At 40.3% G+C, this 25,045-nt stretch carries 25 protein-coding genes; 10 read left to right on the top strand and 15 right to left on the bottom strand.

The features are described 5' to 3' along the window. The first annotated feature begins 31 nt into the window (after positions 1 to 31). From cas4 to cas2, 3 genes are read left to right on the top strand one after another with little or no spacing between them, the layout of a single operon-like run. Positions 32 to 616 carry a CRISPR-associated protein Cas4 gene (gene cas4 / locus PY364_RS25490; RefSeq protein ID WP_275570506.1) on the top strand — a complete coding sequence of 195 codons (585 nt, stop codon included), beginning with the start codon at positions 32 to 34 and terminating at the stop codon, positions 614 to 616. Positions 617 to 619: 3 nt separating this feature from the next. Next, complete coding sequence (gene cas1d, locus PY364_RS25485; RefSeq protein ID WP_275570505.1) at positions 620 to 1,597, top strand: type I-D CRISPR-associated endonuclease Cas1d; 978 nt, start codon at positions 620 to 622, stop codon at positions 1,595 to 1,597. Further along, complete coding sequence (gene cas2, locus PY364_RS25480; protein ID WP_275570504.1) at positions 1,594 to 1,887, top strand: CRISPR-associated endonuclease Cas2; 294 nt, start codon at positions 1,594 to 1,596, stop codon at positions 1,885 to 1,887. Before cas1d ends, cas2 begins: the two co-directional genes overlap by 4 nt. 525 nt (positions 1,888 to 2,412) lie before the next feature. On the opposite strand, the gene cas3 is transcribed toward cas2, so the two are convergent. The 11 genes from cas3 to PY364_RS25425 all read right to left on the bottom strand — a co-directional run bounded on the left by cas3 (position 2,413) and on the right by PY364_RS25425 (position 15,879). Continuing rightward, positions 2,413 to 4,461 (bottom strand): CRISPR-associated helicase Cas3', encoded by a 2,049-nt coding sequence (cas3, locus tag PY364_RS25475; RefSeq protein WP_275570503.1) that lies wholly within the window; start codon positions 4,459 to 4,461, stop codon positions 2,413 to 2,415. Next, on the bottom strand, positions 4,448 to 5,095 hold the full coding sequence (locus tag PY364_RS25470) for a DEAD/DEAH box helicase (protein WP_275570502.1): 648 nt from the start codon (positions 5,093 to 5,095) through the stop codon (positions 4,448 to 4,450). Before PY364_RS25470 ends, cas3 begins: the two co-directional genes overlap by 14 nt. A 1-nt stretch (position 5,096) precedes the next feature. Next, a complete protein-coding gene (locus tag PY364_RS25465) occupies positions 5,097 to 7,394 on the bottom strand; it encodes a TIGR03986 family CRISPR-associated RAMP protein (RefSeq protein WP_275570501.1) in 2,298 nt (765 codons plus the stop codon). 12 nt (positions 7,395 to 7,406) lie between these two features. Next, positions 7,407 to 8,006: a CRISPR-associated protein Csx19 gene (csx19, locus tag PY364_RS25460; protein ID WP_275570500.1), complete on the bottom strand. Its 600-nt coding sequence runs from the start codon at positions 8,004 to 8,006 to the stop codon at positions 7,407 to 7,409. Continuing rightward, the gene (locus PY364_RS25455) at positions 8,006 to 9,523 is read right to left on the bottom strand and encodes an RAMP superfamily CRISPR-associated protein (RefSeq protein WP_275570499.1); all 1,518 of its coding nucleotides are present in this window, start codon (positions 9,521 to 9,523) and stop codon (positions 8,006 to 8,008) included. Before PY364_RS25455 ends, csx19 begins: the two co-directional genes overlap by 1 nt. A 4-nt stretch (positions 9,524 to 9,527) precedes the next feature. Continuing rightward, entirely contained in the window at positions 9,528 to 11,102 is a 1,575-nt protein-coding gene (locus PY364_RS25450) for an RAMP superfamily CRISPR-associated protein (protein ID WP_275570498.1), read from the bottom strand. Further along, positions 11,099 to 11,797 carry an RAMP superfamily CRISPR-associated protein gene (locus tag PY364_RS25445; RefSeq protein ID WP_275570497.1) on the bottom strand — a complete coding sequence of 233 codons (699 nt, stop codon included), beginning with the start codon at positions 11,795 to 11,797 and terminating at the stop codon, positions 11,099 to 11,101. The genes PY364_RS25450 and PY364_RS25445 overlap by 4 nt, the downstream gene beginning before the upstream one ends. Continuing rightward, positions 11,790 to 13,505, bottom strand: coding sequence for a hypothetical protein (locus PY364_RS25440; RefSeq protein WP_275570496.1), 1,716 nt, complete (start codon positions 13,503 to 13,505; stop codon positions 11,790 to 11,792). The genes PY364_RS25445 and PY364_RS25440 overlap by 8 nt, the downstream gene beginning before the upstream one ends. Positions 13,506 to 13,574: 69 nt before the next feature. Next, positions 13,575 to 14,906, bottom strand: coding sequence for a DUF1887 domain-containing protein (locus tag PY364_RS25435; protein WP_275570495.1), 1,332 nt, complete (start codon positions 14,904 to 14,906; stop codon positions 13,575 to 13,577). A gap of 65 nt (positions 14,907 to 14,971) precedes the next feature. Then, entirely contained in the window at positions 14,972 to 15,553 is a 582-nt protein-coding gene (locus PY364_RS25430; RefSeq protein ID WP_275570494.1) for a hypothetical protein, read from the bottom strand. 20 nt (positions 15,554 to 15,573) lie between these two features. After that, positions 15,574 to 15,879 carry a CRISPR-associated protein Csx3 gene (locus PY364_RS25425; protein ID WP_275570493.1) on the bottom strand — a complete coding sequence of 102 codons (306 nt, stop codon included), beginning with the start codon at positions 15,877 to 15,879 and terminating at the stop codon, positions 15,574 to 15,576. A gap of 99 nt (positions 15,880 to 15,978) precedes the next feature. Here PY364_RS25425 and PY364_RS25420 point away from each other — a divergent pair, with 99 nt between their 5' ends. The 3 genes from PY364_RS25420 to PY364_RS25410 all read left to right on the top strand — a co-directional run bounded on the left by PY364_RS25420 (position 15,979) and on the right by PY364_RS25410 (position 18,999). Continuing rightward, positions 15,979 to 17,319 (top strand): TIGR03985 family CRISPR-associated protein, encoded by a 1,341-nt coding sequence (locus PY364_RS25420; RefSeq protein WP_275570492.1) that lies wholly within the window; start codon positions 15,979 to 15,981, stop codon positions 17,317 to 17,319. 7 nt (positions 17,320 to 17,326) lie between these two features. Further along, entirely contained in the window at positions 17,327 to 17,902 is a 576-nt protein-coding gene (locus PY364_RS25415) for an HD domain-containing protein (protein WP_275570491.1), read from the top strand. A gap of 218 nt (positions 17,903 to 18,120) precedes the next feature. Further along, positions 18,121 to 18,999 carry a GAF domain-containing protein gene (locus tag PY364_RS25410; protein WP_275570490.1) on the top strand — a complete coding sequence of 293 codons (879 nt, stop codon included), beginning with the start codon at positions 18,121 to 18,123 and terminating at the stop codon, positions 18,997 to 18,999. A gap of 52 nt (positions 19,000 to 19,051) precedes the next feature. Here the strand turns inward: PY364_RS25410 and PY364_RS25405 are convergent, their stop codons facing one another. The 4 genes from PY364_RS25405 to PY364_RS25390 form a co-directional block, all read right to left on the bottom strand. After that, positions 19,052 to 19,204, bottom strand: coding sequence for a hypothetical protein (locus PY364_RS25405; RefSeq protein ID WP_275570489.1), 153 nt, complete (start codon positions 19,202 to 19,204; stop codon positions 19,052 to 19,054). Positions 19,205 to 19,464: 260 nt separating this feature from the next. After that, entirely contained in the window at positions 19,465 to 21,324 is a 1,860-nt protein-coding gene (locus tag PY364_RS25400; protein ID WP_275570488.1) for a C-terminal helicase domain-containing protein, read from the bottom strand. 111 nt (positions 21,325 to 21,435) lie between these two features. After that, positions 21,436 to 22,452: a histone deacetylase gene (locus tag PY364_RS25395; protein WP_275570487.1), complete on the bottom strand. Its 1,017-nt coding sequence runs from the start codon at positions 22,450 to 22,452 to the stop codon at positions 21,436 to 21,438. A gap of 58 nt (positions 22,453 to 22,510) precedes the next feature. Next, positions 22,511 to 22,699: a hypothetical protein gene (locus PY364_RS25390; RefSeq protein ID WP_275570486.1), complete on the bottom strand. Its 189-nt coding sequence runs from the start codon at positions 22,697 to 22,699 to the stop codon at positions 22,511 to 22,513. A 90-nt stretch (positions 22,700 to 22,789) separates the two neighbouring features. Here PY364_RS25390 and PY364_RS25385 point away from each other — a divergent pair, with 90 nt between their 5' ends. From PY364_RS25385 to PY364_RS25370, 4 genes are all read left to right on the top strand, one after another. Beyond that, a complete protein-coding gene (locus PY364_RS25385; RefSeq protein WP_275570485.1) occupies positions 22,790 to 23,191 on the top strand; it encodes a nuclease A inhibitor family protein in 402 nt (133 codons plus the stop codon). A gap of 43 nt (positions 23,192 to 23,234) precedes the next feature. Further along, a complete protein-coding gene (locus PY364_RS25380) occupies positions 23,235 to 23,708 on the top strand; it encodes a hypothetical protein (protein ID WP_275570484.1) in 474 nt (157 codons plus the stop codon). Between the two features lie 353 nt (positions 23,709 to 24,061). Next, entirely contained in the window at positions 24,062 to 24,673 is a 612-nt protein-coding gene (locus PY364_RS25375; RefSeq protein WP_275570483.1) for an LppP/LprE family lipoprotein, read from the top strand. Positions 24,674 to 24,751: 78 nt separating this feature from the next. Next, positions 24,752 to 24,925, top strand: coding sequence for a hypothetical protein (locus PY364_RS25370; RefSeq protein ID WP_275570482.1), 174 nt, complete (start codon positions 24,752 to 24,754; stop codon positions 24,923 to 24,925). Positions 24,926 to 25,045 lie beyond the last annotated feature (120 nt).

Here is a 25,045-nt window from a genome sequence, read left to right as displayed (position 1 = left end):
CCCAGAGGGCGGCGTTACAGATACTTTAGCCATGAATGACAATTACTTACCTTTGGCCTATCTCAATGCTTGGGAATATTGCCCAAGACGCTTTTACCTTGAATATGAATTAGGAGAAATGCAGGACAATGAACACATTATTTTAGGTCGCCATATTCACGAGAATATCAACCAGGAAGGAACTACTCAAGAGGGCGCTATTCTCATTCATCGCCAACAGTGGGTATGGAGTGAACGCCTGAAAGTAAGTGGCATTATTGATGCTGTGGAAGAACGGGATCATCAGCTAATTCCTTTGGAATATAAAAAGGGAAAAATGGCACAGCATCTTAATGATTATTTTCAAGTTTGTGCGGCGGCTTTGTGCTTAGAAGAACGCACGGGTAGAGATATTGCCTACGGCGAGATTTTCTATCATGCCAATCGTCGGCGACAGCAGGTAAAATTTACCTCTCAGTTACGACAAATGACAGAACAAGCTATTAGCATGGCTACTAAAACTGCCAAGGGCAAAATACCGCCGCCGATTGACAATGCTAAAAAGTGTCAAGCTTGTAGCTTAATGGGAATTTGTCTGCCTTTTGAAGTTAAACAATTACTACGCGAAGGAGTTTAAACTATGACTGTTCTTTATGTTACTCAACCGGATGCTGTTTTAAGCAAAAAATATGAAGCTTTTGTGGTGGCGATGAAACAACCTGATGATACTTGGAAAAAGTATTCTGTGGCGGCGCAAACTGTGGAACAAATAGTTTTAATGGGTAATCCCCAAGTTACGGGGGATGCGCTGACATATTCTTTAGAATTGGGGATTCCTATACACTATTTGTCGATTTTTGGCAAATATTTAGGCTGTGCATTACCGGGATATTCTCGCAATGGAGCCCTGCGGTTGGCACAGTTTGAATTATATAAAGATACGGAGCGTCGTTTGCAGTTAGTGAAGGCGATTGTAACGGCAAAGATTCAAAATCAATTTACGATTTTGTATCGGCAAAAAATTAGTGATAGTCCACTGAAAAGTCACAAGAAATTAGTGGCACAAAAGCAAACTTTGGATGAAGTACGAGGGGTGGAAGGGATTGCGGCTAAGGACTATTTTGCGGATTGGTCGGCTATTTTAAAAGAGCCTTGGTTTTTTCCGGGGAGAAATCGTCGCCCGCCTACGGACCCGGTTAATTCTTTGCTCAGTTTTGCCTATGGATTGTTGCGGGTACAGGTGACATCTGCGGTGCATATTGTAGGTTTAGATCCTTATATTGGCTACTTGCATGAAGTGAGTCGGGGTCAACCTTCAATGGTGTTGGATTTAATGGAGGAGTTTCGTCCGTTGGTGGGGGATAGTTTGGTGTTTTCGGTGTTGAATAATCGCCAAATTAAGCCCCAGGATTTTACGGAAAGTTTGGGTGCTTATCGTCTGGCTGATGATGCACGTAAGCGATTTTTGCAGGCGTTTGAAGACAAGATGAATGATGAGTTTACCCATCCAGTATTTGATTATCGTTGCACTTATCGACGGGCAATTGAGTTACAAGCTCGATTGTTGGGTCGCTATTTGCAAGAGGGTGTAAATTACAAACCTTTGGTGTTGCGATGAAGGATACTTTGTTTTATTTGATTATCTACGATTTGCCGGATAATGATTTGGCGAATAAGCGACGAACTCGATTACATAAGTTGCTTTCTGGTTATGGGAAGTGGACGCAATATAGTGTGTTTGAATGTTTCTTGACGGCGATGCAGTTTGCGAAGCTACAAACTCAGATTGAGAAGTTGATTAAACTTGAGGATGGGGTGCGGATTTATGTTTTGGATGCGGGCTCGGTGCGGCGGACGATTACTTATGGTTCGGAGAAGCCGGCACGGGAACAGGTGATTATGCTGTAGCTTTACGCAAAAAACCCGGTTTCTGCCCAAAGTCATGGCTTTTTTCGAGAAATATTGACGCGGAAACCGGGTTTTTGACCTCCCGTGCGTAAGTTCTGTTCTTCAAGAATATCTGCTTAACCTAAAACCCAGGTTCGTCTCTGAGCCTGGGTTTTGCGATTATTTGGAAAAGAGGCTTGACAAGGGAGATGTTTTGGGTTTACTATGATTTTCGTGAACCGAAGCGAGGGCGATTTCTTCGGGAGGTTCACGAAAATCGCTAGAACCTTGACAAGAGAATAGTTTACACGCTTGAGGTCGTCTATTTATTGCTAATTACTAGCAATAAGAGAGCCTGAAATGAAGGTGTTTTTGAGGTTCACGAAAACTGGCTTCAGGATGCCTTGTCTGTCTGGGTTTCAGCCAGCGGACTTTCAATTAATAGAATCCCGGCAACGGGACTGAAACGTCACCGCGTCACAGGCGCAGGGCAATACTGATAACCAACTTTCAATTAATAGAATCCCGGCAACGGGACTGAAACCATTAAAGTTGCACCGAGCGCATATCGCACAATCGCAAAGCCCTCACCACCAGAGAATAAAGGTGCAAATAATCAATCTCAGTATTAGAAAACTTATTCAAATCAATCTCTCTAACTTGATAGCGAGATTGACTAAAAATCGGAGTCCCTGCCGGCAGAGATAAAGAATCAGGCAAAAATCGCACAAGGCTGCGCCAACTAGCCGCGATCGCACTGTTAGCCCCCGGATGTAATACAATCTCCTTAATCTGACTAACATCCTTCATTTCCCATCCCTTCGCCCAAGCCGAATGATGCCGCCCCGCCGCCAAAAGAATCGTATAAGCCACCCCAGAAATTTGTTCAGAAGTCGCCGAGAAATACTCACCCAATAAAGGAGCGAGATATTGTCCTAAAATATATTGAGCCAGAAAAGCACTTTCCACCGCATGATTAGGACGTTTATGCTGCTTTTCATAGGCTTTGAGAGCATCCTTTTGTGCTTTTCCCCCTGGGTTATAATCCGTGTGAGCTAACAGAAAAGACTTAGGAGATTTCCCCTGAAAATCACGATAGGCAATACTTTGCCATCCTCTCATTACTGATTGCCATTTTTGCTGCAATTTGCCTAAATCGTGAGTAAAAATAGCCAACATTACCAAATATTCAAACAGCGCGGCGGTATCGTCTGACGTAGCATTAGGAAAAATTTTCTGCTGAATAAACTGCCCCCCTACCTTCTGAAGTTCATCCCGAACACTAAGATATTTAATGTCAACCAAAACGCCATTTTTTAATACCTTCGTTGCAAAGGGATTGCGCCAACATTGCCACATACAACCCAGATGAGCAACATAAGTATCCATCTGATATTGATATTCGCTAACCGCCATTTTCATCGGTTTATTGGGAGAAAAAAAGCGATTCCCAGTAATCTTAACTCCCAACTGCAAACCCACTTCCTCATCATAGTAAACATAACGAGGATTAACTAAAATTTGAAAGCTACTTTGTAACTCATTATAGGAATGAATGCGGGGATAACTCGGTAGCGCGTAAGTTTCCGACCCCTTCTTTTCTGGGTATGCAATCCGCTTAAATATCCAATCAGTTTCATAACCTAAATTCTTTACTTCTTGCCAAACTTTACAGAGAGTAGTCAGGGGAACCGAGAAAGGTAATAGCTTTTTCGGGTCAATTTGCACTGAGTCATCAAAATCAATGATGGTTGGTTCATTCCAGATAAATAGATTGCGGTTATCTACGGAACGAATTAAATCATCAGCCCATTCACGATTTCCTTTAAAAATAGCATCATTAAACTTGCGTTCAAATTCAGATCGATCGTTCTTTCTCTTTTCATTTTCCAATAAATCCGCCACCAAATGAACTTGATTAATCCAGTCTTGTTCTAACTTAAACCCGACATTTTCATGGGCTAATTCTGATTGATTATGAGATTGTAAAACCTGCCAAGTATTTTGACAAAGTTCTTTATTATATGGTAGAAAACTTTTCTTTTCTGGCGTTACTTCTGCCGTTTCTAATTCTAAATCTGACTGGGCTAATTCCCCCAATTCTGAGTTAATTTTAATTTGCCAATAAACATAAGCTTCCCCTCGTTCGCCCTTAAATCTAGCACAACGTCCCGCCCGTTGTAATAGTGAGTTCATAGGGGCAAGTTCAGTGTGCATGACTTCACAGGTAATATTCAATCCTGCTTCAATAACTTGAGTGGCAATTAGCAGATAACATTGCCCGTCATCCTGCCAATTTTCCGAGAAATTAGCTTGAATTTCTGCTTCTTTTTGGGCGCGATGTTCGGGTAAAAAACGTGAATGTAGCAGAGTAACATTTAAGGTTTCAGTGTGATTAATTTGGGTTAAATCTTGAAAAAGTCCTTGAGATTGAGAAACGGTGTTACAGATAACTATTACCCGTTGACGGCGATGGCTTTGAATATCATTAAGAATTACATCAGCCGTTAATGGGGTAGAAATTGCCTGAAAAGTGCGGTGGCGATTTCCCTCAATTTCGACTAAATCTGTGTCGCTAACTTCAATGATTTTCATGTTCAATAACTGTTTGAATTTGTCGAGAAAGTTCATCAGTCAAAGTCGCTGTCATCAACAAAAAAGGGGTAATTTCTTTAACTTGTTGCAAAACTTTTAATACCGTAGTAAAAGAACGTTCAGGGTCAAGAAGATGCAATTCATCAAATACTAAATAGGAGGCAAAAATAGCTCCAGAATTAACATTAGCAGAACCGCGACCGACAGAATAGGGAATATTAAGAAAGCTGCTTAACATTTGGTCGATGGTACAGAAGATAATATCACCTTCAAAGCGGGGATCTTCGGGGTTTTCTCCAGTTTGGAGGGTGACGGTGAGGTGGCGGGGGGTAGGGTGAATGGTTGACCATCGTTGGATCAGGGTTTCGGTGCGTTGGCGTAGGCTGTTGGCGAGGGTGCGTAGGGGGACAACGTAGATGAGTTTGTTGGGGAAGTCGATTTGTAGGGGTTTAGCGAAGAGGAAGGGTGCGATCGCGGTTTCCGTTTTCCCGGAACCGGTGGGAGCGCGGAGGAGGATGTTTTCGCGATCGAGGAGGTTTGCGATCGTTTCTAGTTGGAATTGGCGGGGGGGAAAGCCGGTGAGGGTGTGGAAGTGGTGGTTAAGGTTCATGGGAGGGGGTGGGTGCGATCGCATTTTAGGGTTTCGGTTTTTGTGGTCTAGCTAAAGGATTTGGGTTATTTCCTTCAGAATTACTGTCAGTTACCCTTGTTGAAGGTGATACAGGAGAGTTATTAATTCTGTGCGTATCTTCCCATCCTTTTATTTGCAATGGAGTTGGTAGTACCAAGCGATCCTCATATTCATCTTTAGTTTTCTCATTTTGCTTAACCCGTTTACCACGATAACCCTTATTTATGTCTCTTTCAATTTCCATATATCGCGTTTCATCAACTGGTGGAAAATTCCAACTCAGCATAGCTAAAAGCATCTGAATACGCGGAATATCTTTCAACCTTAAATCTTTTCTGTCAGGACAACCTTCTGGTAAATCTGAATCATCAACGCGCTCGATAATATAGCAATCAAATGCTTCTACACAAGATTTGTATTCATCAGCAGAGCAAGGGCGATCGCCTGTTAACCAATTATCGTCATTAACATCAAATAGCTGGGTGTATCGCTGCTGAGGCTTATTCTGGGATCGTTCATTAAGGATAAGTTCGGATTTTTCAATAGTCACTGCACCCATTCCTAACGGTTTACCCATACCAAGAGACAAGCAATATTTTTCTTTCCCATCTAAATCAAGTAATTTTAGTTGGTTTGCATTGTCACTAGCGAGAGTCAATATCCACAGCAGTGCGCCCAATTCTACATTACTCAAATTTTCAAAGTTAATTGAAAACTCGAAGGTGACTCCGGCTTTGATAGGCTTGATTTCTGTGTACTGCGATCGTTTTTTTTCAATTTCCTCTGGACTCGCATCTGTTTGAATACCAGTTTTTACATCCCCTTTGTGCCAGTAAAGCTTATGTCCGCGAATTACAGTTTTACTACCATAATGTTTGAGATCTGATTTTTCATCGGTTTTTTGAACTAAATAGTGCTGAAATGTCGTTGGTTTAGAACTGGCAAGAATTTGGGGTGTTATTGTATCATTGGGGTTATCTTTGAGCCAGATTCCTTCCTCATCAGTTACATAGCGAGCATCGCTAACAAAAATACGCCCTGCACGAGATTGTTCTCGCTTTTCTTTCTTTTCATTAGATGGAAGTTCCTCTTTTTTATCTTTTCTACGTCTGACAAAACCAAAGATTGCATCGGCTAAGTCTATTTTGTCTGATTCACCTATGTGTTTGGGAATAAAATCAACTGCTGAAGCGGCTCTACCGTCATTATTTGGAGAATAAGGAATGCGAAAATTAGGACTCTGGCCAAATAATGTTACTGGCTCTGGGTCGCAGTAAAAAATAGGTAGTCCCTCTTGAATCACCCCCTTTTTTTTGTCAAAGCGATTTTTAGAATTATTTTTAAATTGCTTTTCTTCTCCTTTCTGAAAATTAGTAAGTGCTTCCCGATAATCTCTAATTGCATCTGAGCTAATTTCAATTCGCTTCACAGAGCGATCAACTTCCGCAATGATGTAATGATACTTACGGCCTTCTTTTTTTCCAAGTAATTTTTCTCGTTCTCTTTCCGTAGTTTTTTCAAGCATATTTTCAAGCATATTGCCGCTAGTAATGAGCCATCCAGTTTGCCCATTTTGGGAATATTTAGTCAAGTTTTCACTAACCTGTATAGATGTTGGTGTTACCTCAAAGCTAATTTGGATATACTGAGGAATATAGTTAGCTTTTTTTAAGATAATTAGGGAAGGAATATCGTCTTTAATATCCTCTTCCTTCACTTCAATAAATAATTTATCGTCAATTTTATTAGAGGGTCTGATAAACCATTTATTTTGTTTTTTGTCAAATTCTAAGTAACCAGCTTTAACATTTTTCGCCATATTGCCAATACGAGCTTTATATACATCCCTAAGCGGATCGTCATTTTCAGCCGCAACTGCACGGAAAAAGAATTTTTTCCGATCTGAAACTTGCTCAATTTTTCCAAAGCTGATAATTTCTACCAAAGTCCGCAACATTCCTCGCAAGCTGCTACCTGGGAGAACAGGATAGGAATTTGAGGGATACTGAAAAAACTCAGCTTTTGTCTTGCGCTGCTCTGATGTTAAATATTCATTAAGCTTATCACTAAAGTTTGAGAAATCAGTTGGAGTCAGACCACAACGAATATAGAGAGGTGATTCTGTTCTTAATGTACATTTGATTTTGCCAGTATGACGATCGGGGTAGTAGCGATCGTTATCTCGCAATTTTCCATTACATTGAAGTTCTGCCTCTACAATTTTATTCGGTAACTCTACAAAGTTATAGGGAGCAACTGCTTTACGGTCACTTTTGACTTGTGGTAAATGTCTGGGATTCATTGAATTATTTCCTTAGTTAAGAGATACGAGACGACTGATAAAAATTCTAGCGACTCCATCTGAGTCATAACAGAAGTAGTGATGTATGTCTAATCTAACTGAACGTTTTAGTATTTTCTCATCTTTATCTTTCTCAAAGTTTATATCAGTGAGAGGTACAGCGTGTTTTAATCCTTCAGAACCATCTAAAAGCAGGGTAAAGCCATACTCTTTATTTTCTTGTCCTTTAGTTCCCCAAAGAACTTGAGATTCTGGGATTAAACCAATTTTGTTTTGGTTTTTACTGATTAATTCTGATGCTTTAGTTTCAAGAATGAGGCGCGATTTCCACTTCCCACTACTATTCCACAGTAATACTTCACCTGCTTTTCCAAACACTCGGCATTGTTGCAAAGTGTTTAAACGCAATTCAGGAAAATCACACTCAGAAAACACCTCTCTAGCAGTTATTAAAGCCCCAGTCTCTACATCAAAACGTCCCCAGATAACTCCATCTTCAGCATGAGCTAATAGATAGTGTAAATGATGATCTTTCGCCTTCTGTTTTAGCCAATCCTTAAGGGACTGTTTCATAAAACTTTCAATTGATGTCTGACATAACTCCTGATTCATTACATTTCCTCCATAAATTTGCTAACAAAATGTTCTAATTTTTGTTTGTCCTCTTGAGTTAATTTGAGCTTTCCATTGTTTTGAGAGATTACCCATTTTTTCTCTGTTTTTTCTGGCTGTTGCCAAGTTATAGTTGCTTCTATTCCCTCTAACCGTCCCCTGCCAATACTACTTGTACCGCCTACAGGTAAGTCACCTGTCCACAAGTCTTTAAGTAGTAGTAGCAGCAAGCCAATTTCATGTTCTTTTGGATCACGCAATTCAAGTTTAAGCTCAATATGTTGATTCTTGTTAATAGGTTGAGATTTTGGGGAAGTATTTTTGTTTTTGGGTTTCTTTTCTTCCTCAGCTTCTTCTAGTCCAAAAATAGGCTGTTCACTAAATAATGCTCCGTGATAAGTACCTCCTGTGAAGCGGTCGATCGCGATTCGACTTTGCACTAATTCAGCCGTATTTTCTATAACACTTTCTTGGATAACTAGACGGCTTGCTTTTGCCCTTTGTCTTTCAACTATACCAAAAAGATCATAAACTATTTGCAAGTCTTTACCCAATGTCTTAACAATTCGCTCGGCTCGATGCCATAGTACGCCTGCTAAACTTGTACCTGAAACAATAGGCTGAAGTTTTCCCTTTCTTTCAGAGTGTAAATGTACAACATCAGGAGATCGGTTATTTTGAATTAAGTCTTGACTGGAGCGAATGAGTAAAGGAGTAGCTAGTTTAAATTTAGCATGGATGGAAAGGCGATCGCGCTGATCAATCTGTTGTTTCAGCGATACTCCTCCAAGTGCGACTACAATTGATTCAAATGACTTCCTTTTATTGAATAATTCCCTAGTCCAGTGATCAAACTTTAACCACTCGATTCGGTCTTTATGCTTTTGTAAATCAAACTCCGAAACTTGCCACTTTTCTACATAACAACGACCAAAACCTCGACGCTTTTTCATCCCCAGGCAAATTTCACCTTTCTCTAATCCCTTTAAAGCAATAGCGAGTGCTTTTTTTAATTCAGCTTCATCTTTTTCAATGAGTAACTCAAAATTGAGTAAAAATTCTGTTCCGGCTTCCAGCAATTCTAAATCATATTTGGCACCATCTTCGGCTGTACCTGTTGCACTTTTAATCTTCACTCCATCCCGTAATTCAATCACTGGAATTGTACTACTAATTGCATCATCAATAATTAGAGGGCTTTGATTTTCTTCTTCCTTTGGCTCGTCACCTTCGTAACGAAACAGATGACCAAAAAGTTTAGTCGCTAACTCTTGACTAATTTCACTTTTCCCATAACCTTGTTCGTATTCATGTAAATAGTTCCGCAAAGCACCGGCAATTGATGAACCTGTTAACAAAGCGCGATCGCTAATACTATCCCTGAGTAATGGTAAATCAGTGGGACTATCTGCATCACCACTTCCTAAACAAGTGGGTGTATCCAATATCAAAATACCCCGAATAATAATTCGTTTGGTAATTCGACGATGATCGGATCTTTGTAAGTTTTCAATCATTGATTTACTCCTTAGTTGCTTTTTTGGCAATTGCCATAATTAAAAGTAGCGTGTACTTAGGGGCTAAATTTTCATCTTGACTTAAATCATAGGATTCTCCAGCAATTGTCACAGGTGAAATATCAATCCAACCTGACATCCACTCTTTAATTTGTCTTTCAAGTGATTGATTACCTATTTTTGCATATTCAAACTGATCGCTTGCATTGGATGGTAAATTACCCAGTAAGTCGCTAACTTGCTGAAGATTTGGCTTATTTCCCAGTTCAGGATCGTTAAGTGCTTTCCTTGCAACAATCATCAGCCGAGAAAGTTGGCTATTGCTGATATTTCCTTCTATGTTAAATTCACTAACTTTCTGACGTAATTTTTCATCTAATTTTTGACAAAATAAACGTTTTGCCATTTCTTTTGCTAACTGTGCTGATTTTGAACCCGTTGGAAGTTTTGGAGGATCTGTAGAACTGGGTTCAAATTTTGGTAAAGTAGCAGAAAATTCTGTACTGTTATCTAAATTTAACCAGTTAACCGCAACTCGTCCAAAACCTTCAATAGTTCTTTCTCCAAGCCCATAAAACTCTAAATCTTTAACTCGCTGTAAATCAAGCAGTAAAGATTTAAAAACAAAAACACTTCCTGATGCGATTGCCGGAACTTGAGGCAAAGGTAAACCCCATTTTTTATTAAACCCTCCTATTAAAGTGCTAGACATATAACCTTTTTGCAATTTTAATTGTTCAGGTTCTATATCTAATGATTCTGCTAAAAGTTGGATCGGTGGTTTTACAACATATTGACCCCATTCATTTTGAAGAATCATATCGCTCAGAAGGGTAATTTGGAAATATTCACTTTCAATTCGGTTTTCTAAACTTTGATTTTTACCAACTTCATCCCAAGTTTCGTGAAATTGAAATTCACTGATTTTAGTATGTCCATAGCCTGCACTTTGAGAACCACCTAACCAAATATTATCATTTTCCTTAAGTAACTCTTCCAAAACTTGCTTATCTTTTTCTTCACATAAAATTACCGATTGAAACTGCTGATTAGCGTCTAAAGCTTCATAACGAAATACCTCCCCTGCTGCTTCTGTCGATCTACCTTTACTACGATGTCTTTGGTTATGAATATTAATGCGACGTTCTTCTTTATACAGTATAACATCTGTATGATTAACGCTGCAAAACTGCTGCTTAACTGGCTTTGGTGAAATACCAGAGTCTAAATCAGACAATTCCATCCGACTCAGATCGTAAATTTTCTCTAATGGTTCTTCTCCTTTATTCTGAAACCAAGATCGAGGTGTTGGTAAGCTTCGAGGTTGATATTCTTCCTTAGTGACTAAATACGCATTGAGGTAACGAACTTGACCCGAAAAAAATAAATGTCTAACCTGAGTATCAGCCAGAATATCATCCCCTATAGCGGGATTTTGTTTGAGATAGCGACCAATTAAAGCACCCCGAATCATGCTCCCTGGAATATATGGATAGGAAACATCACTGTTAGGATCTCCTTGAAAGGATGTCGCTAATATAGGCTGTTGAGTATGAAGGGTAAAGGTAATGGCACTCATGCTTTTGTCTCCTGTTCAAGATAACGTAAATGTTTTGTAGTAATTTCTTCGGGGTTTTGATTTTCTTGCCTTTGCCATAATGTACATTTAACATGACCTCGACCTCGATTTCGTCCACTTCCAATGCGACGCAATGCGAGGACGCTAACAGCTAAAAGAGCTAGTATTTTCTGGGAATCATCGGAAGGTTTTAGATTTAAAGTAATGGGTGCTTTAAAACAGAGTTCTCGCAAAACAACTCGACTAGAACGTAAACTTTTATCTTTGGCAACACCCTCTTTAGAATCAATAGCAGTTTGTCGCCGAAAGGTGGTTAAAGATGAGAGAATATCTGTGGGAGTTAGAGTTATTTTTCCTCTATATTTCTCTAGCTCAAATTGCTTGGCGACTTCTCTACGCAAATCATCCGGTAAGCAAGCATCACCAACGTGCATTCTGGACTGGGTTTCTATTGTACTTCCTGCTTTACCTAGTAAGCTATTTCTAGCATTTAGCCAATGTTCTTGAGGATCGGGAATTAAGCACAATAAATTGTCACATTCTTCGCTTAATAATCCTTTTAATGTACGTCCTCGCAAATAGGGAAATCCATAGGAATCGTGTTCAACTTCTTGATCGATTAAGCCTGCAACTCCATCTCCTCGTCCGAAGGTGGTATCGCTTAATAGTTCAATGTTAATAAAATAATTACTCATCGTTCACTCCTGATAAGGGAAAATAAAATTCCATTGCTTCAATTGCATCAAAATAACCGCAAACTCTTTCTTCTTTACCATCATCAACCCAACCTCTTGTCTTTAAGTCATCATAAGAAGTATGCTCAAAAGAGGGTAACTCTTGCATTCGGTAAAGATGCAAAAATTGTTGAGTTGCATCTGAACCTTTGCGTAAGACTTCTCTTAAGGCAATAACTTTATTGCGTTTATCCCGCCAATCATCACCTATATTAAATTCTCTCACAACAGCTTCAAAATCATCCCAGTTTTGCCATTTTTCATTTTCTCCTTTAAGTCGAATAGGACGCATAGTAAGATTTTTTTCCGTTCCAGAACCAGAACTATTAACTTGATATTCTCGCTTACGAATATCACCCAGAGAACCGATTAAACCACTCGCAGCAATATGCCAATCTAAGGCAGAAAATCCACGTCCTCCTTCGCGTACCATTTTCTTTGCACTACCACACAAAGACTCACTTAATTCATAAGCACGCGCAAAAGGATAATGAGATTTAACAATGCTAATTCCAGCACAAGCTGTTAATTTTTCTCCATCTGCTGCCGTTTTTTCAAATTCTTTTAAGAAAAGAGTCGCTAGAGTTAATCCTAATCGTCCATCACAAATAAAGGTGACATCATCTCCTCCATAAACGAGGGGACGAAAAGGTAGGTAAAATTTGCCATTTTCAGGATTTTTCTTCAGTTCAATTTTACTAAATAGCTGACCTTCTGTATCAAGCCAATTAATAAAACCACCTTCGGAATTATGCTGAATAGAATTAACAAGTGTTTTTATAACGGTTATTAAAGCATCTTTACCTATTTTATTAACGCTCCAAGATAACTCGCGCATTTTGGTAATATATTCTCGGTTGGTTGATGCTGTTTCACTTTGTTTTTGAAAGCGATCGCCCATACTATTCCCATCAGCATGAACAACAGCCACATAACTAGATTCATCCTGAGTTCTACCTAAATGATCAGCCCGAAGCGGAAATTCATAAAGTTCGGGGACAAATCCTTCAAAAAAGTTGTTCAGCTTTTTATTAGCGTCATTGACCTTTTTTAGTTTGTACTTAACTTCTGTAGAAACCCAATATTTATCCTCTTTAGGTGAATCAAATTGATCGCTAGTTCCTATGGCGGGTAATTGAGTTGAATTACAAGAGGCTGTTACACCTAATCCTAACAAGGGTACAGAGGGAATCCGTTGTCGTTTTTTAGCTTCCATTTCATTTTTCATTAAGTCGTCAATAACTTGTCTTAGTTGTCTTTCTTGATCATCAAAATCAAATTTTTTGTGAGCAACAACTAGGTTAAGTCCTGGTGCTTTCTTCAAAATTCGACAACTTAAAATTTTAGTAAAATCTACAGCATCATCATGGGATGTAAAGAGTAAAACTGCATTACCTCCACCTGCATAAATAACTTCGGCTACTAAATTCCCATCTTCAATATACGGCTTGGCATTTGGTTCAGGCTGTGATTCCTGACCCTGTTCAGATAATTCAGGATCGGGAAAATAAAAAGGTTTACCCAGATCGGTCAAAGCTTCTTTAACCCATTGCTTTGTTGCTTCTGCAATTAAGAAAGATGCACCAATATTTTCTCGGAGGCGGTTACTCCCAAAAATATAAGGTTGAATCCCAGTTGTGTCAATAATTGTAGCTGTATATTCAGTCATTTTTCATTCCTAAAAAATTGTTGATTTAGGCGGTCGCATAATCGGCATATTGCCGAATATATAGTTTTGTCACTTGCCAGCATTCCTAAAAATCCACAAATCAAGTTTTTTAGCAAATTTAGTTGGCTCTAAGTCTTGTCTCCCAAAAACTTCTATTTTACTATCATCTACAACAAAATCTAGTTCCTTTTTTAACCACTCACTGGGTAAGTCATCACAGCACACTAACGCTACTCTTGCTTCATCACCCCCTAATTGTTGAACTCGCAATTGCGCTTCAAACAGCTTTTGCTTACACTTCTTGTGGTCAGGACTGGTAGTACAGGAGATCCCACAAAGTTGATATCCTCTTAAAAAGGCAACATCAAATTCAAATTGATCGGTTGGCCTGTTAGGATTTCTTGGATCTTTAATATGGAGAGACATAATCGAATCATGCAGAGAGTATTTTGTCGCTATTTTCTCTACTTGCGATAATACATAATCTTCTAACCATCCCCCATCCAACCATTGACAAACATCACCAAAAGTAGTAAATCTACCTTTGTCTTTAGCAATTGTTAAGCTAAGTTCATCCGTCAAAGCCCAACCCAACTCCTTTCTCAATATTTCTTGAATTTCATTGGGAACTGTAACATTTACGGGTGTAGTCACCGATAATTTCAGGTGAGGTGGGTTAGAAAACTCACTATCTTGTCGCCAATAACCTTGGGTATTTTTCAATGACTTAAATACTCCATCGCACCATTTTCTCCATGTTCTCGCTAAATCAGAATTTAGATGTAATTTGGCAAATGCTTCAGCAATATCTGGTAATTGAGATTGACGAATTGGATCTGTTTTCCAAGATAGATTATGCAATCCCAGAATTATCTCTAATTTCGGTGCAGGTGATAACGCTAGATCAACTGGGATAGGTTTGTCTTTGCCATCAATGTGCATGGCTAATTTACGAGAGTCAAGATAGCTAAATACAGGATCAGTAAGCTGAAGTTCTTGGAATGCTTGATAGGCGTGTACTGCCATTGCTTTCGTACCGCCTGTGTAATTTAAGCCTAGTCTTCCCTGTAAAGGAGGTTTTCCTTTGGGTTGAATTTTCTCTTTAATTTTGGCTCTAATTTTGTCTCCATCAGACTCATCATCACCCAGAGATATCTGTTTGATAGTGATGTTATGTTTTTTGAGTTCTTTTTCTAAAAGACCTGCGGGTTTATCGTCACCAGCAGTCTTTGTAGTGTGAACAAGATAAACAATGCTAGGATTTTTCTGTTTTTCTTGATCTGTTTTAGGTTTGATTAGTAGTCTCGCCGCCACATAATTCGGCAAAGGATTCTCCCCAACCAGCAAAAACAGATGATCTACTTGATGATCTTCCCAATCATTACCATTGTTACTGCTCATAGATTCCCCTAAATTTTTACTAAATTATAACAATTACTCAGGCTACAGAAAGCGATCGCGCCCCCTCACCCCCCATTACTCAATCCCACCAAAACCCTCGCCAAAACTTGCACCATCGGACGCTGCGAAACATCCTCCCCCCGTTCCAAATAATGAACACTCCCCCTCAGTATAGGAGACTCACATTCAATCGCATCAAACTTCCCCTCATAATCACTATGAACAATCGCAATAACTTTCAAATTCAACTCCCCACAAAACCTTTCCCACTCCCCAACTTTACCCAAATCCCCAGCTAAAATAACCCCATGAGTCGCGTGTTCCATAATAATTTTATTCTTTCCATCAATCCTTCCCCCAACATCAATTAGAGTTAAAGGTAAACTCGCATTCTTCACATCAAAAGCTATTTTTTCAGCAAAAGCTAAAGTAAATTTAGCTTTATATTCCCTCTTTAACCGTGCAGCTAAATCGGGATTATTACGGACTGTTTGTATATACCAAGAACCCTCACCATCTGGACAACCAGTGATAAAATAAGGATAGGGTGCTTTCCCTCCTCGATGTATAGCCATAATAGCCTGTTTCAACCCCTCCCTTAAACAAGATTTACCAGAATGAGGCGGCCCACAAAGCACAACTTTCATAACGTCAACCCTCACCTTAATTAATCAATTAAATCGCCAATCTTATAAGCTGGATTATGAGTAATACAAATTACGTATTTGCCGATTTTCGGATCGAAAACACTAACAGCCCCATAAAGATGAGCCACCTTATGAGTCAACACGCAAGCCACCGGTAACGAAGCTGGGCCATTGATTTTCAGCAACACTCCCCCCTTCAATTCTCCCGTCTCCGTCATTTCCTCTAACCTCACCGCCACATCTCGCACAATTTGGTCATTTTGTGCGGGTTCCCCAAAGTTTACTTTCAGTACATCGCTTTCCAGGTCAATTTTGTAAGTAGTCATCGGTCTATCACTTTTAGGAATAAACCCATCATACACCTACCTGGAAGCCACCATTTCCAACTAAGATTAAACTGAAATTAAATTTTTCCCTTAGCGCTAATGTCAGACATCCTATTCCGCGCACATCCCCACATTCCCCTACTGCAATGGTTAGCAAGGGGGTCACTCAAACAAAATCTACTGCGGGCCATTCGTCTCTGGGTATGGCTTTCCACCATCTATGGCGATCGCCAAACCTCCCTCGACCTCGATCGCCCCTTTACCTATTACAATTGGCGCGATGCCTTTTTTACTTCCAGCCATCCCAAAGGCGAAGCCATTCCCCACCTACACGATTGCCATTGTCCCTGTGCAAAAACCACCGCCGACTGGTTGTTTAATAGCCAAGTTTCAGCAACTCAGTGGCGACAAGCCTTATTAGCCCACGATTCCGTACCTCAATTAGATCAAATATTATCCAAGCGATTATTTGGTGTCACTCGTCGGACACTTCAAGGAGATTTAGAAATTTTAACAGAATTAGGGTGGCTAGAATATCGACAGCAATGCTATCATCGTGTCTCCCAACTTCCCCAATATCCAGAAGAAAACCATCAGGATTCAGCACCCATAAAAAGTAGTCAATATCCCTTAAATTTCCTGCATCCAGAACTAGCAAACATCGCCCAAAACTCCAGAGAAGTACGCGGAGTACAGCGATTTTTCTTGCACGTTGATTATGTAATTTCTAAAGACACCCTGGATTTAGTCGATGATTGGCAAGATCAATTGTGCAAATTATGGGAAATTAACCCCGTTCCCCCCATTCAATTACTTTATCAAAGTGCCAGAATGGGACAAACAATTGAATGTATTGTTTATCCTGTTTGTATCTACTACGTGCAACGGGCAGTTTATCTCTGTGCTTTTGGACAAACACCTACCCAACAAGGAGAATGGTACAACTATCGCCTAGACCGCATTCTTAAAATGCAACAATTAGATTGGACTGAGCCTCACCTTCCTAATTGCTTAAATCAAGCTTACCCCAAGCAATTACCTCAACCCGATGTAATTGAAGAAAAAATCGCTCAAGCTTGGGGCTTTGATTTCTACCTCGAACCTAAATGGATGCTATTACGATTTGAGCGCGAATTTAACCTGCGCTACATTCAAGAAACCTTTCGCCACGAAACTTTTGAATCACTTACTTATCAACAGGCATGGCGATTCATTCAACAACAAACTACCAATGCCCCACATCGTCATGAGTTATTAACAATTCTTCAATCTCGTTCACCAAAGGATGCTTACTATCGAGTTAATTATCGCGACGGGGATACGAATGTTGGGCTACGTTTGCGGTCTTGGCGACCCAAGGGCGAAGTAATTTTTCCTTGGAAATTGCGGCAGAGTTTGGCTCAAGAAGTAGCAGAAGAAGCTCGATTATACCTTAATTAATTCAACCATGAAATCACCCATCCTCACAGATAAATTTGAATTAGCTTTAGTGTATGCCACTCGCTTACACGCCAAACAATTTCGCAAAGTTGATGGCACGCCTTATATTGCCCACTTGCTCTCAGTAGCAGCATTAGTATTAGAAGCTAGGGGTAATGAAACTGAAGCCATAGCTGGCTTATTACATGACAGCTTAGAAGACCAAGGCGGCCCTCAAACTCAAGCAGAAATTCGTCAACAATTTGGTGCAGAAGTTCTGGAAATCATTAAAGGATGTACCGAATCCGAAGCACTTCCCAAACCTCCTTGGATGGAACGCAAACAGCGCTATCTGTATCAATTGGAAATCGCTTCACCTTCAGTGCGATTGGTTTCTCTGGCAGATAAACTGCATAATGCTAAGTCTCTTTTGGCTTCATTACATCAATATGGTGAGGAAGTATGGACTTATTTTAAGGTCGGAAAAGAGTCTAGTTTATGGTTTTATCAAGCGCTGCTCCCCATTTATCGAACCACAAATCATAACTGGATGGTGCAGGAATTTGAGCAAGTATTACAGCAGATCACAGGCCGCTACACCTAGCCATTTAAAAAAAAGCTAGGGATTTTAGTTAATAAATCTTGTGAGGCAATCGCGTTATTTGTTGATAAAGCCTGAAGAGAAAAATTGTTCAACAAACTTAAGTTTAGCCCCGGTCGATACAATCTCAACTGTGACAGTGCGAGTAGCATACCATGTTAAGCTTTACTACGAGCCGATTATCTCTGTTCTGAAAATCCATAAGAACGCGATTGAGGAAAATGATGAAGAAACCAACAGAAGTTATCGAAGTAACGCCAGTCCCGACTCCAGAAACCAATGAAAGCTATCGAATTAACGCCACTCCCGACCCCGACTCACCGACAGGGGTTTATATTCCGGTCAACTTAGAAGAAGCGATTACCGAGTTGGACAAAATGCTATCAGTCGTCGTGAAACTCAAATTGCTGGAGGATTCTATTGAGGATTATCATTTTTCTTTAGGATTGTGGCTCAGAAATAATTGGAATTTATGGAAGAATCCGCCACTCGTTCAGAATTTGGTTCAAATGGGAGCCAGTGCCCACCCGGATGATTTGGGAAGTTTGTTATTGCAGGGATATCAAAAATATCTGAAGTCTCCCTTCTGGGATATAGAAAGTTTAGAAGAAGAGGCTCATGTTAAGATACAAGAACGGTTGAAACTATTGTTAAATTGCGATCGCGCTACTCTCTGGGTACTAGATGATGGCCGTCAGCAGCTATGCGCGAAAGTCTCCATTTCCAATAAAATCCAAGAAGTAAGAATCTCACAGTTTGCTGGATTTGCTGGGCAAGTTATAGAATCTCAAAAAACTCTCAATATTCCTTTCGATTGGTACGAGCATCCCGAAAATGAAGAAATGAGAAACTCAGAAATGGGTAGTATAAAAAAAACAAATTATAGAGTTTGTAGTTTCTTGGTAATGCCAATTTTCACCGCTGATGAAAAGATAATTGGCGTTGTGCAGTTAGTAAATAAAATTAAGCCGGGGCAGTTTCCGCCTTACAATCCCCAAAACTGGCCGGAAGCCCCCGAATGTTGGCAAAATAGCTTTAGTAATGATGACGAAGCCTTCCTAGAGAAATTAAATCAACAAATTGCAACAATTATTAACTGATTTACAGTAGAAGAATAAAGTAGCTATTTCTAAGTTATTACAGGTTTATTCATTACTCACGAATAATCACCAATTCCCCATTAATAAACCTTGTCCCTGGCGGACACCAATTAGCTTCAGAATCAAGAGAGTAGGGATTATTGTATTCTTGTGCGGATTCTGCTGTATCAACAGATTCCAACTGGTCAAGCGCAATAGAAAACATGACTCGTCTGCATTCCCTCACGTTTGGGCATGGAGTAAGAGGGCATTCAAGTTTGAGCGGGCATGGGGTCATATTCGTGGTATCGCAGCATTATTACTTTAGGCATCACCGTGCATAAACGAGAAAATATACACCGCGACCAGAATCTGAGAGGCTTGTACCCTGCTTGTTGCCAATGCTTACACCACCACTGCACTCTCAGCACTGTTAGATCGAAACTCCATTTTATCACAATGTGCCGGAGGCTGAATCCAGAAAAATTAAGTAAATAAATCTGCCAAATCATCTCCTACTTTTTCTGGCTTGAGGTACAGTACACAAATCCGTTCGACATCTTCCCATTTTGCATTGTGTTTTTCACACCAAGCTTGGATACAAGAATGGCTCAATTTCTCAACTTCATCGTAATCGACATTAGCAATTTCAGTTTCCTCATGACAGGCAATTACATCTAAAATATTAACAATGTTTGGCTCACGTAATTCTAGTTTAAGGGGATTGTAAAAAACTCCATAATACTCTTTGTTGTGTAAAAGCAGGATATAAACAGAATGGGTTTCTCCTGAATAAGTTTTAGCGCTGACTATATCATCGGCAATACCTTCAGCGTACCTGCGGTTAAGTTGCAGTTGAGCAGTATGTTGATAGTAAGGAGAAATATCGGCATCCGCCAAGGCTTCCAAGTTTAGTTCACCAGATTGAATGGTAGTTCTAGAAGCCATTTCAGTTAAATTAATTTCTTGAGTAGGGTCAATTGTTAAAACGGGCAAATCAATCAGCTTGCTTGATTCTTGATGGCGAACCATTAAATTTTTCCATCTTTTCTGAATTTCAACTAAATCATACTGAAGATTTGTTTGTGAAGTTAAAGTCGGAACAAAAGCATAAACTTCAATAGTACGGGGCAAATGCCAAAACCGTAAAATTCGACCTGCTCTTTGCGTCGGCCCAATCGGAGTCCAATCAATATCATAATTGATCGCAATTGAGGCATCTTGCATATTGACACCAACACCATGAGCATCTGTCGAGATAAAAACGTCGTAAGTTTCTTCATATTCTCCCTCCGCTGCGTTGGCAATTGGAGCAAATTGCTTAATTAACTTTTCTATTTCTTTTGTCTCTTTCATCTCAAGTTTTTGAGAATCATTGTTAGACTCGATAGTTGCGGTTATTTGCAAAGAAGGAAGCAGTTTTTTTAAGGAATTACGGAGGTAGACAACGGTGGCATGGCGTTCGCAAAAAATAATAATCTTTTGAGAATTAGTTTGAGCTTTTTGAATAATGCTAGATAAAGCTTGCAGTTTTACGTCAGAACTTTCATCGAATTTTTTTAACTGGTCGATCAGCGGCTTCAGCACCGACTGCCGTTGTTGCCGACTCCAAGTAAATTGAAGTTTATCTAACTCATAAGCGTTGCTTCCTCCCGGCGTATCGCTCACCCTTTCTAATACTCCTTGAAGAGAGAGAGGAGAGCTAGCCCACGCAATTTTTACAGCTCGTTTAAATACTTCTCGAAACATAGGGTTCCGGGAATTTACGTCAAAGCAGCCGTTAAGAATAGCGTCCGTGAGTTCTGTATCAAAAATAAGAGGGAATATTATAGTGTGTAACTTTACTTTGGGAATGTAGCGGCTGTTTTCCCCAAATTTTATATAAATATCTTGCCCTTCTTGCTGACCGTAATATTTAGCAACGTGAGGAGTGGTAAGCTGGCTGGCTACGGGGAGCTGGACGAACTCCGAAGCGTTCGTGACCTTCCAAGCCCTCGCATCATCGACATAATCCGGTAATAAGGCATGACTTTCAGCGGTGTGAGGCAGCAGAAATAATTGGTTGTTAATATTCTCAATATCCCTAGCATAAGGAGAACCAGTTAACAGTAAAACCTTAAGATTTTCTTTTCCTTTTTTACAGAACTCCCGCAGGCGAATAAAAGCTTGCCGCTCTGAAGGTTGCTTTTTCATATTAAAAAGGTCTTGCTTGAAGCGATTCCTAAATTCGTGGCTTTCATCAATAATGAGCAACCACCGCTGTTGGTCGAGAGATTTTTGTATCTCATGGAAATCTTCTAAGCTAGAATCTTGCTTGGAGCTTGTCTTGTCAAAAGCTTGGCGCACGAATTATTGATACGCTGCGATGAAAGGTGGCGATCGCTCTTAGGAATTAAAAATGCCAAATTAAAAATGGGGGCATTTAACTTTTAGCAGAAAGAGCAAAGCAGCAGAATCTTAAATATATGTTGCTAAAGTCCTGACATGAGCGTTTGCTGCTGACACTGTTACTGGCAGTCTATAGCCACCTCCATGAGAAGAGAGCACTGGGCATCCATATCTTTTGGCAAAATCTAAAGCAATTTCAGTTAGTTTACAGAAGTCATCATTTGTCCAGCCTGTTGTACGTTCTCCACAATCATCTTTATGCGAATCATAACCCGAAAAAATAGCGACTAGATTAGGTCGCCACGGCACATTTTCTAAAGCTTGCTGAAAAGCATCAATACTTTCATCTCCAGAGTAGAACTTCCCAGTTATACCCTCCTCTTGCAAAACTTCAACTGGAAAAGATTTAGTCATAATAGGAATGTTACAGTGTCCAACCGCAACAGCCGCATCTGTAGTTCCAGCTTTCAAGTCTGAGGCTTTAGCCATGTAGAGATCCACGGCACTATGAATACTAATGCAATAGACACTGAAATCGTTGCTAAAAATTTCCTGAGTTCCGTCACCATGATGAATATCCCAATCAATAATCAGAACCTTTTCAAATCCCTGAAGCTGAGCATATCGAGCCGCAGCAGCAAGAGGATTGAGGAGACAATAGCCATGCCCCCAGTTACTGTGAGCATGATGTCCAACCATACTAAAACAGTAAGCACGTTCTACGAGCCCTTGTTTCATTTGGTCAATCGCTTCCAGCATTCCTCCTAAACCATATAAATAACCTGGTAAACAGTATTCTAAGCCTTGACACTCAATGCTTAATTCTGGTAAGGATAAGCTAATTTTGTCCAAAGGTTTACCAAGAGCTTTTAGGGCAAGTTTTCGGAGATATTCATGGGTATGAACTCTGAGATAATCAGAAATTTTAGCTTTTCTCAAGGGTAATACTGGATAATCTTGGAGAGATTTTTCAAGACTCTGGCGAACTTGGTTATAGTAAGGAAAAGAGTATTGACTAAAAGCAATTTCCTGAATAGGCTTAGAACTACAAAATGCTTGGGAGTGAAGGGAAGTGACAAGCCGCATTATTATCATCCTATACGCGATCTTAAAATCTGTTTGAAAAGAAGGAAAGCGCTCGTGCTTAGGGGGAAGAAGGGAGTTCGCACTCTCTTCCGTATCGAGTGTAGAGGTTCCCATCAGGTCGCGCCCTCACGCACCAACCCTCTCGCTTGCGGTAGACATCGTAAGCGGTTGCCCCAGCCATGCCCAGCAGAATGCCTGCGATCGCTATGAAAACATAGTGCTTCGGCTTAAATCTCAACTTGAACAAAAGCTATAGAATACCTAAATTTTTATGGGATCTGAATAATTCTAGCAAGTGAAAAGGATTAAGCTATCATAAGCCTGACAATTGAGACACATGACTGACTCCATCATCACCGCCCAACTAACCCAAGCTTCCGAAGGTCTGCTTTTTCTCAGTGAATCTGACGCGCCCTTTGAGGTTGTTCGCTGGAAAGCAGAGGGACAACCTCTCACCCCGGCGCAACTTTTACAACTGACAGGACATCCGCCTAACGCCCCCGTGCAGGTGGTGGACATTGACAAATTCTTTGCGATCGCCACTCAAGAAGAAAACTGGCACGATGATGAGGAGAAAGAAACTGTGCAGCGGTTCCGGCAATTAGTTAGCGTGTTGAAACAGAACCTCTCACAGATTCAAGTGTGGAAAGTAGGCGATCGCGATATTGATGCTTACATTATTGGCGTTACTCCCGCTGGAGATTGGGCGGGGCTAGTGACGAAGCTGGTGGAAACTTAGGCTATATGAAAACTAGACTTGCTGCACATCAACAATAACAAACATGGATCGATTTGAATTTCAGCTAGCAATGCTGCAAAAAGGGGCAGAGGAACTAGAGAAAAAAATAGCTAACTTCAGTACAATTTTGCAGCAATTAAAAACTGCGGCAATTACCATTTGGGTAGCGCTGATCGGTTGGGCGTTTGCCAGCAAAATAGATGCGTTGGTTCCGCTGGGATACATTATAATCTTTGGTTTTTGGTTCTTAGAAGCTACCTACTGGAAGGTGCAACTTTATTATATGCAAAGAACCCATGCCCTTACCGAATTCTTGAATAATGAAAGCGCTTTAGATGAAAGTTTTAATAGCCGTTCTATACCGTCAGGCCTGGTTCACCCACTCGGCTCGTTAAAAACACTGAAAATGCCTTCTTTATGGAGAGCCCTCTGCGCTCCATCAATCTATATTTTTTATACCTTTTTGTTGGCTGTTAATTCGATTGTTTGGTTGATAACTTTTAAAACAGCTCTTTAACCGGGAAAGCTCCGAACGTGCGATTGACAAACAATATCTTTCATCCCAACTAACTAAAAGTATACATGAAAGGTTGAATTTGGTTGCTAACCCAAAAAGCGGTCGCTTGCTGTATTGCTTGGTTAAGCGATCGCCTGTTCTCTCCTCAATACTTTGCGGGTCATTTTCAGGCTAACCAGAACTGTTCGCAATAGACTTCTGCTGCGACAGCAACCTTTTGTAGCGCTTTTCAATCAGATTTTATAGTGCCGCCACTAATTTGATAAACTGAGGACAGCCCTTGGTACGGCAACCTTGGGTAATTTTGTTCATAGTCAATTTAGAAACCGCTGCTTAAACTGCAAAATAATGAGATGAAAACTCAAATACTTTATCCAATTGGTTTAGTGCTTGCACTTGCTCCATTAGCCGTTGCTACAACTGTTTTGGGTCAACGATCTAACAGTTCGTGGTTGGAACAAAAACCTCTGACGAATTGGAACAAACCCGGAGCCGCCGTTCCCAAAGCTCCTAACAATACTTCTGCCCAAGACACCCGCTGCCAGCAACAAATCCGCAATGCTGCCGCTCCAGAAGAACGAACAGTACAATCAGCAGGTTGGACTTTGTACAATGTACGCGGTGAGGGGAAAAACAGGGGTGGCGTATCGCTTATCAAAGGACAGACTGGTTTTGATGGAATGTGCCGACCTGTTGGCTATCAAGAATTTGTGTTCGTAAACGGCGTGTTTGCTGGAACCACTTCCCCCAATTTGATGAATGCTAGAAGCGATGGCTCATTGTTTCAAACTGATATCAAAAGTTCTGCGGAGCTGAGCGCTCAATTTGCCCGTTATTCCAGACAAGATGCCCTTTGTTGTCCATCGCGAACTAGCACTGTCCATTATCGAATTGAGGGTGTTAATAGCAAAAGACCTTTGGTTGTACCGATCGATGTAAAAACTTCGGTCAATCCCCGTCAATAGCGAAATGCAATAATTGTTGAATTCTAGTCGCTAATTCCCACATTGATGAAATATTTCAACCTAGCAAAATATCATATTATGAAAAAAGCACTAATCACCGGAGCCAATAAAAGTATTGGTTTAGAATACGAACTACATGATACGCAGTATAAGGTAAACGTAGTTGACCCTGGCTACACCGCAACCGATTTTAACAATCATAGTGGGCCTGGTACAGTGGAGCGGGATTGGATGCGATCGCTAAATCCATGAACTTGTCGCAATCGGAATTACTAGAGAGAATAGAGCGCGGGATGTTGGAACTGAATCCAGTGCAGCAGTTCGTGCAGGAACAGCCGAAAGATTAGCGCGATTGCCAATTCCGCATTAACT

The sequence above is a fragment of the Kamptonema sp. UHCC 0994 genome (assembly GCF_029167235.1).
GTDB lineage: Bacteria > Cyanobacteriota > Cyanobacteriia > Cyanobacteriales > Microcoleaceae > Kamptonema.
The sequence above is the reverse complement of the archived record's forward strand: the minus strand, read 5'-3'. Positions and strand labels throughout refer to the sequence as shown.

What these genes read in the sequence shown, in the direction of transcription:
- cas4 (WP_275570506.1), top strand. Translation starts at nt 32, where the DNA reads ATGAATGACAATTACTTACCTTTGGCCTATCTCAATGCTTGGGAATAT.
- cas1d (WP_275570505.1), top strand. Translation starts at nt 620, where the DNA reads ATGACTGTTCTTTATGTTACTCAACCGGATGCTGTTTTAAGCAAAAAA.
- cas2 (WP_275570504.1), top strand. Translation starts at nt 1,594, where the DNA reads ATGAAGGATACTTTGTTTTATTTGATTATCTACGATTTGCCGGATAAT.
- cas3 (WP_275570503.1), bottom strand. Translation starts at nt 4,461, where the DNA reads ATGAAAATCATTGAAGTTAGCGACACAGATTTAGTCGAAATTGAGGGA.
- PY364_RS25470 (WP_275570502.1), bottom strand. Translation starts at nt 5,095, where the DNA reads ATGCGATCGCACCCACCCCCTCCCATGAACCTTAACCACCACTTCCAC.
- PY364_RS25465 (WP_275570501.1), bottom strand. Translation starts at nt 7,394, where the DNA reads ATGAATCCCAGACATTTACCACAAGTCAAAAGTGACCGTAAAGCAGTT.
- csx19 (WP_275570500.1), bottom strand. Translation starts at nt 8,006, where the DNA reads ATGAATCAGGAGTTATGTCAGACATCAATTGAAAGTTTTATGAAACAG.
- PY364_RS25455 (WP_275570499.1), bottom strand. Translation starts at nt 9,523, where the DNA reads ATGATTGAAAACTTACAAAGATCCGATCATCGTCGAATTACCAAACGA.
- PY364_RS25450 (WP_275570498.1), bottom strand. Translation starts at nt 11,102, where the DNA reads ATGAGTGCCATTACCTTTACCCTTCATACTCAACAGCCTATATTAGCG.
- PY364_RS25445 (WP_275570497.1), bottom strand. Translation starts at nt 11,797, where the DNA reads ATGAGTAATTATTTTATTAACATTGAACTATTAAGCGATACCACCTTC.
- PY364_RS25440 (WP_275570496.1), bottom strand. Translation starts at nt 13,505, where the DNA reads ATGACTGAATATACAGCTACAATTATTGACACAACTGGGATTCAACCT.
- PY364_RS25435 (WP_275570495.1), bottom strand. Translation starts at nt 14,906, where the DNA reads ATGAGCAGTAACAATGGTAATGATTGGGAAGATCATCAAGTAGATCAT.
- PY364_RS25430 (WP_275570494.1), bottom strand. Translation starts at nt 15,553, where the DNA reads ATGAAAGTTGTGCTTTGTGGGCCGCCTCATTCTGGTAAATCTTGTTTA.
- PY364_RS25425 (WP_275570493.1), bottom strand. Translation starts at nt 15,879, where the DNA reads ATGACTACTTACAAAATTGACCTGGAAAGCGATGTACTGAAAGTAAAC.
- PY364_RS25420 (WP_275570492.1), top strand. Translation starts at nt 15,979, where the DNA reads ATGTCAGACATCCTATTCCGCGCACATCCCCACATTCCCCTACTGCAA.
- PY364_RS25415 (WP_275570491.1), top strand. Translation starts at nt 17,327, where the DNA reads ATGAAATCACCCATCCTCACAGATAAATTTGAATTAGCTTTAGTGTAT.
- PY364_RS25410 (WP_275570490.1), top strand. Translation starts at nt 18,121, where the DNA reads ATGATGAAGAAACCAACAGAAGTTATCGAAGTAACGCCAGTCCCGACT.
- PY364_RS25405 (WP_275570489.1), bottom strand. Translation starts at nt 19,204, where the DNA reads ATGTTTTCTATTGCGCTTGACCAGTTGGAATCTGTTGATACAGCAGAA.
- PY364_RS25395 (WP_275570487.1), bottom strand. Translation starts at nt 22,452, where the DNA reads ATGCGGCTTGTCACTTCCCTTCACTCCCAAGCATTTTGTAGTTCTAAG.
- PY364_RS25385 (WP_275570485.1), top strand. Translation starts at nt 22,790, where the DNA reads ATGACTGACTCCATCATCACCGCCCAACTAACCCAAGCTTCCGAAGGT.
- PY364_RS25380 (WP_275570484.1), top strand. Translation starts at nt 23,235, where the DNA reads ATGGATCGATTTGAATTTCAGCTAGCAATGCTGCAAAAAGGGGCAGAG.
- PY364_RS25375 (WP_275570483.1), top strand. Translation starts at nt 24,062, where the DNA reads ATGAAAACTCAAATACTTTATCCAATTGGTTTAGTGCTTGCACTTGCT.
- PY364_RS25370 (WP_275570482.1), top strand. Translation starts at nt 24,752, where the DNA reads ATGAAAAAAGCACTAATCACCGGAGCCAATAAAAGTATTGGTTTAGAA.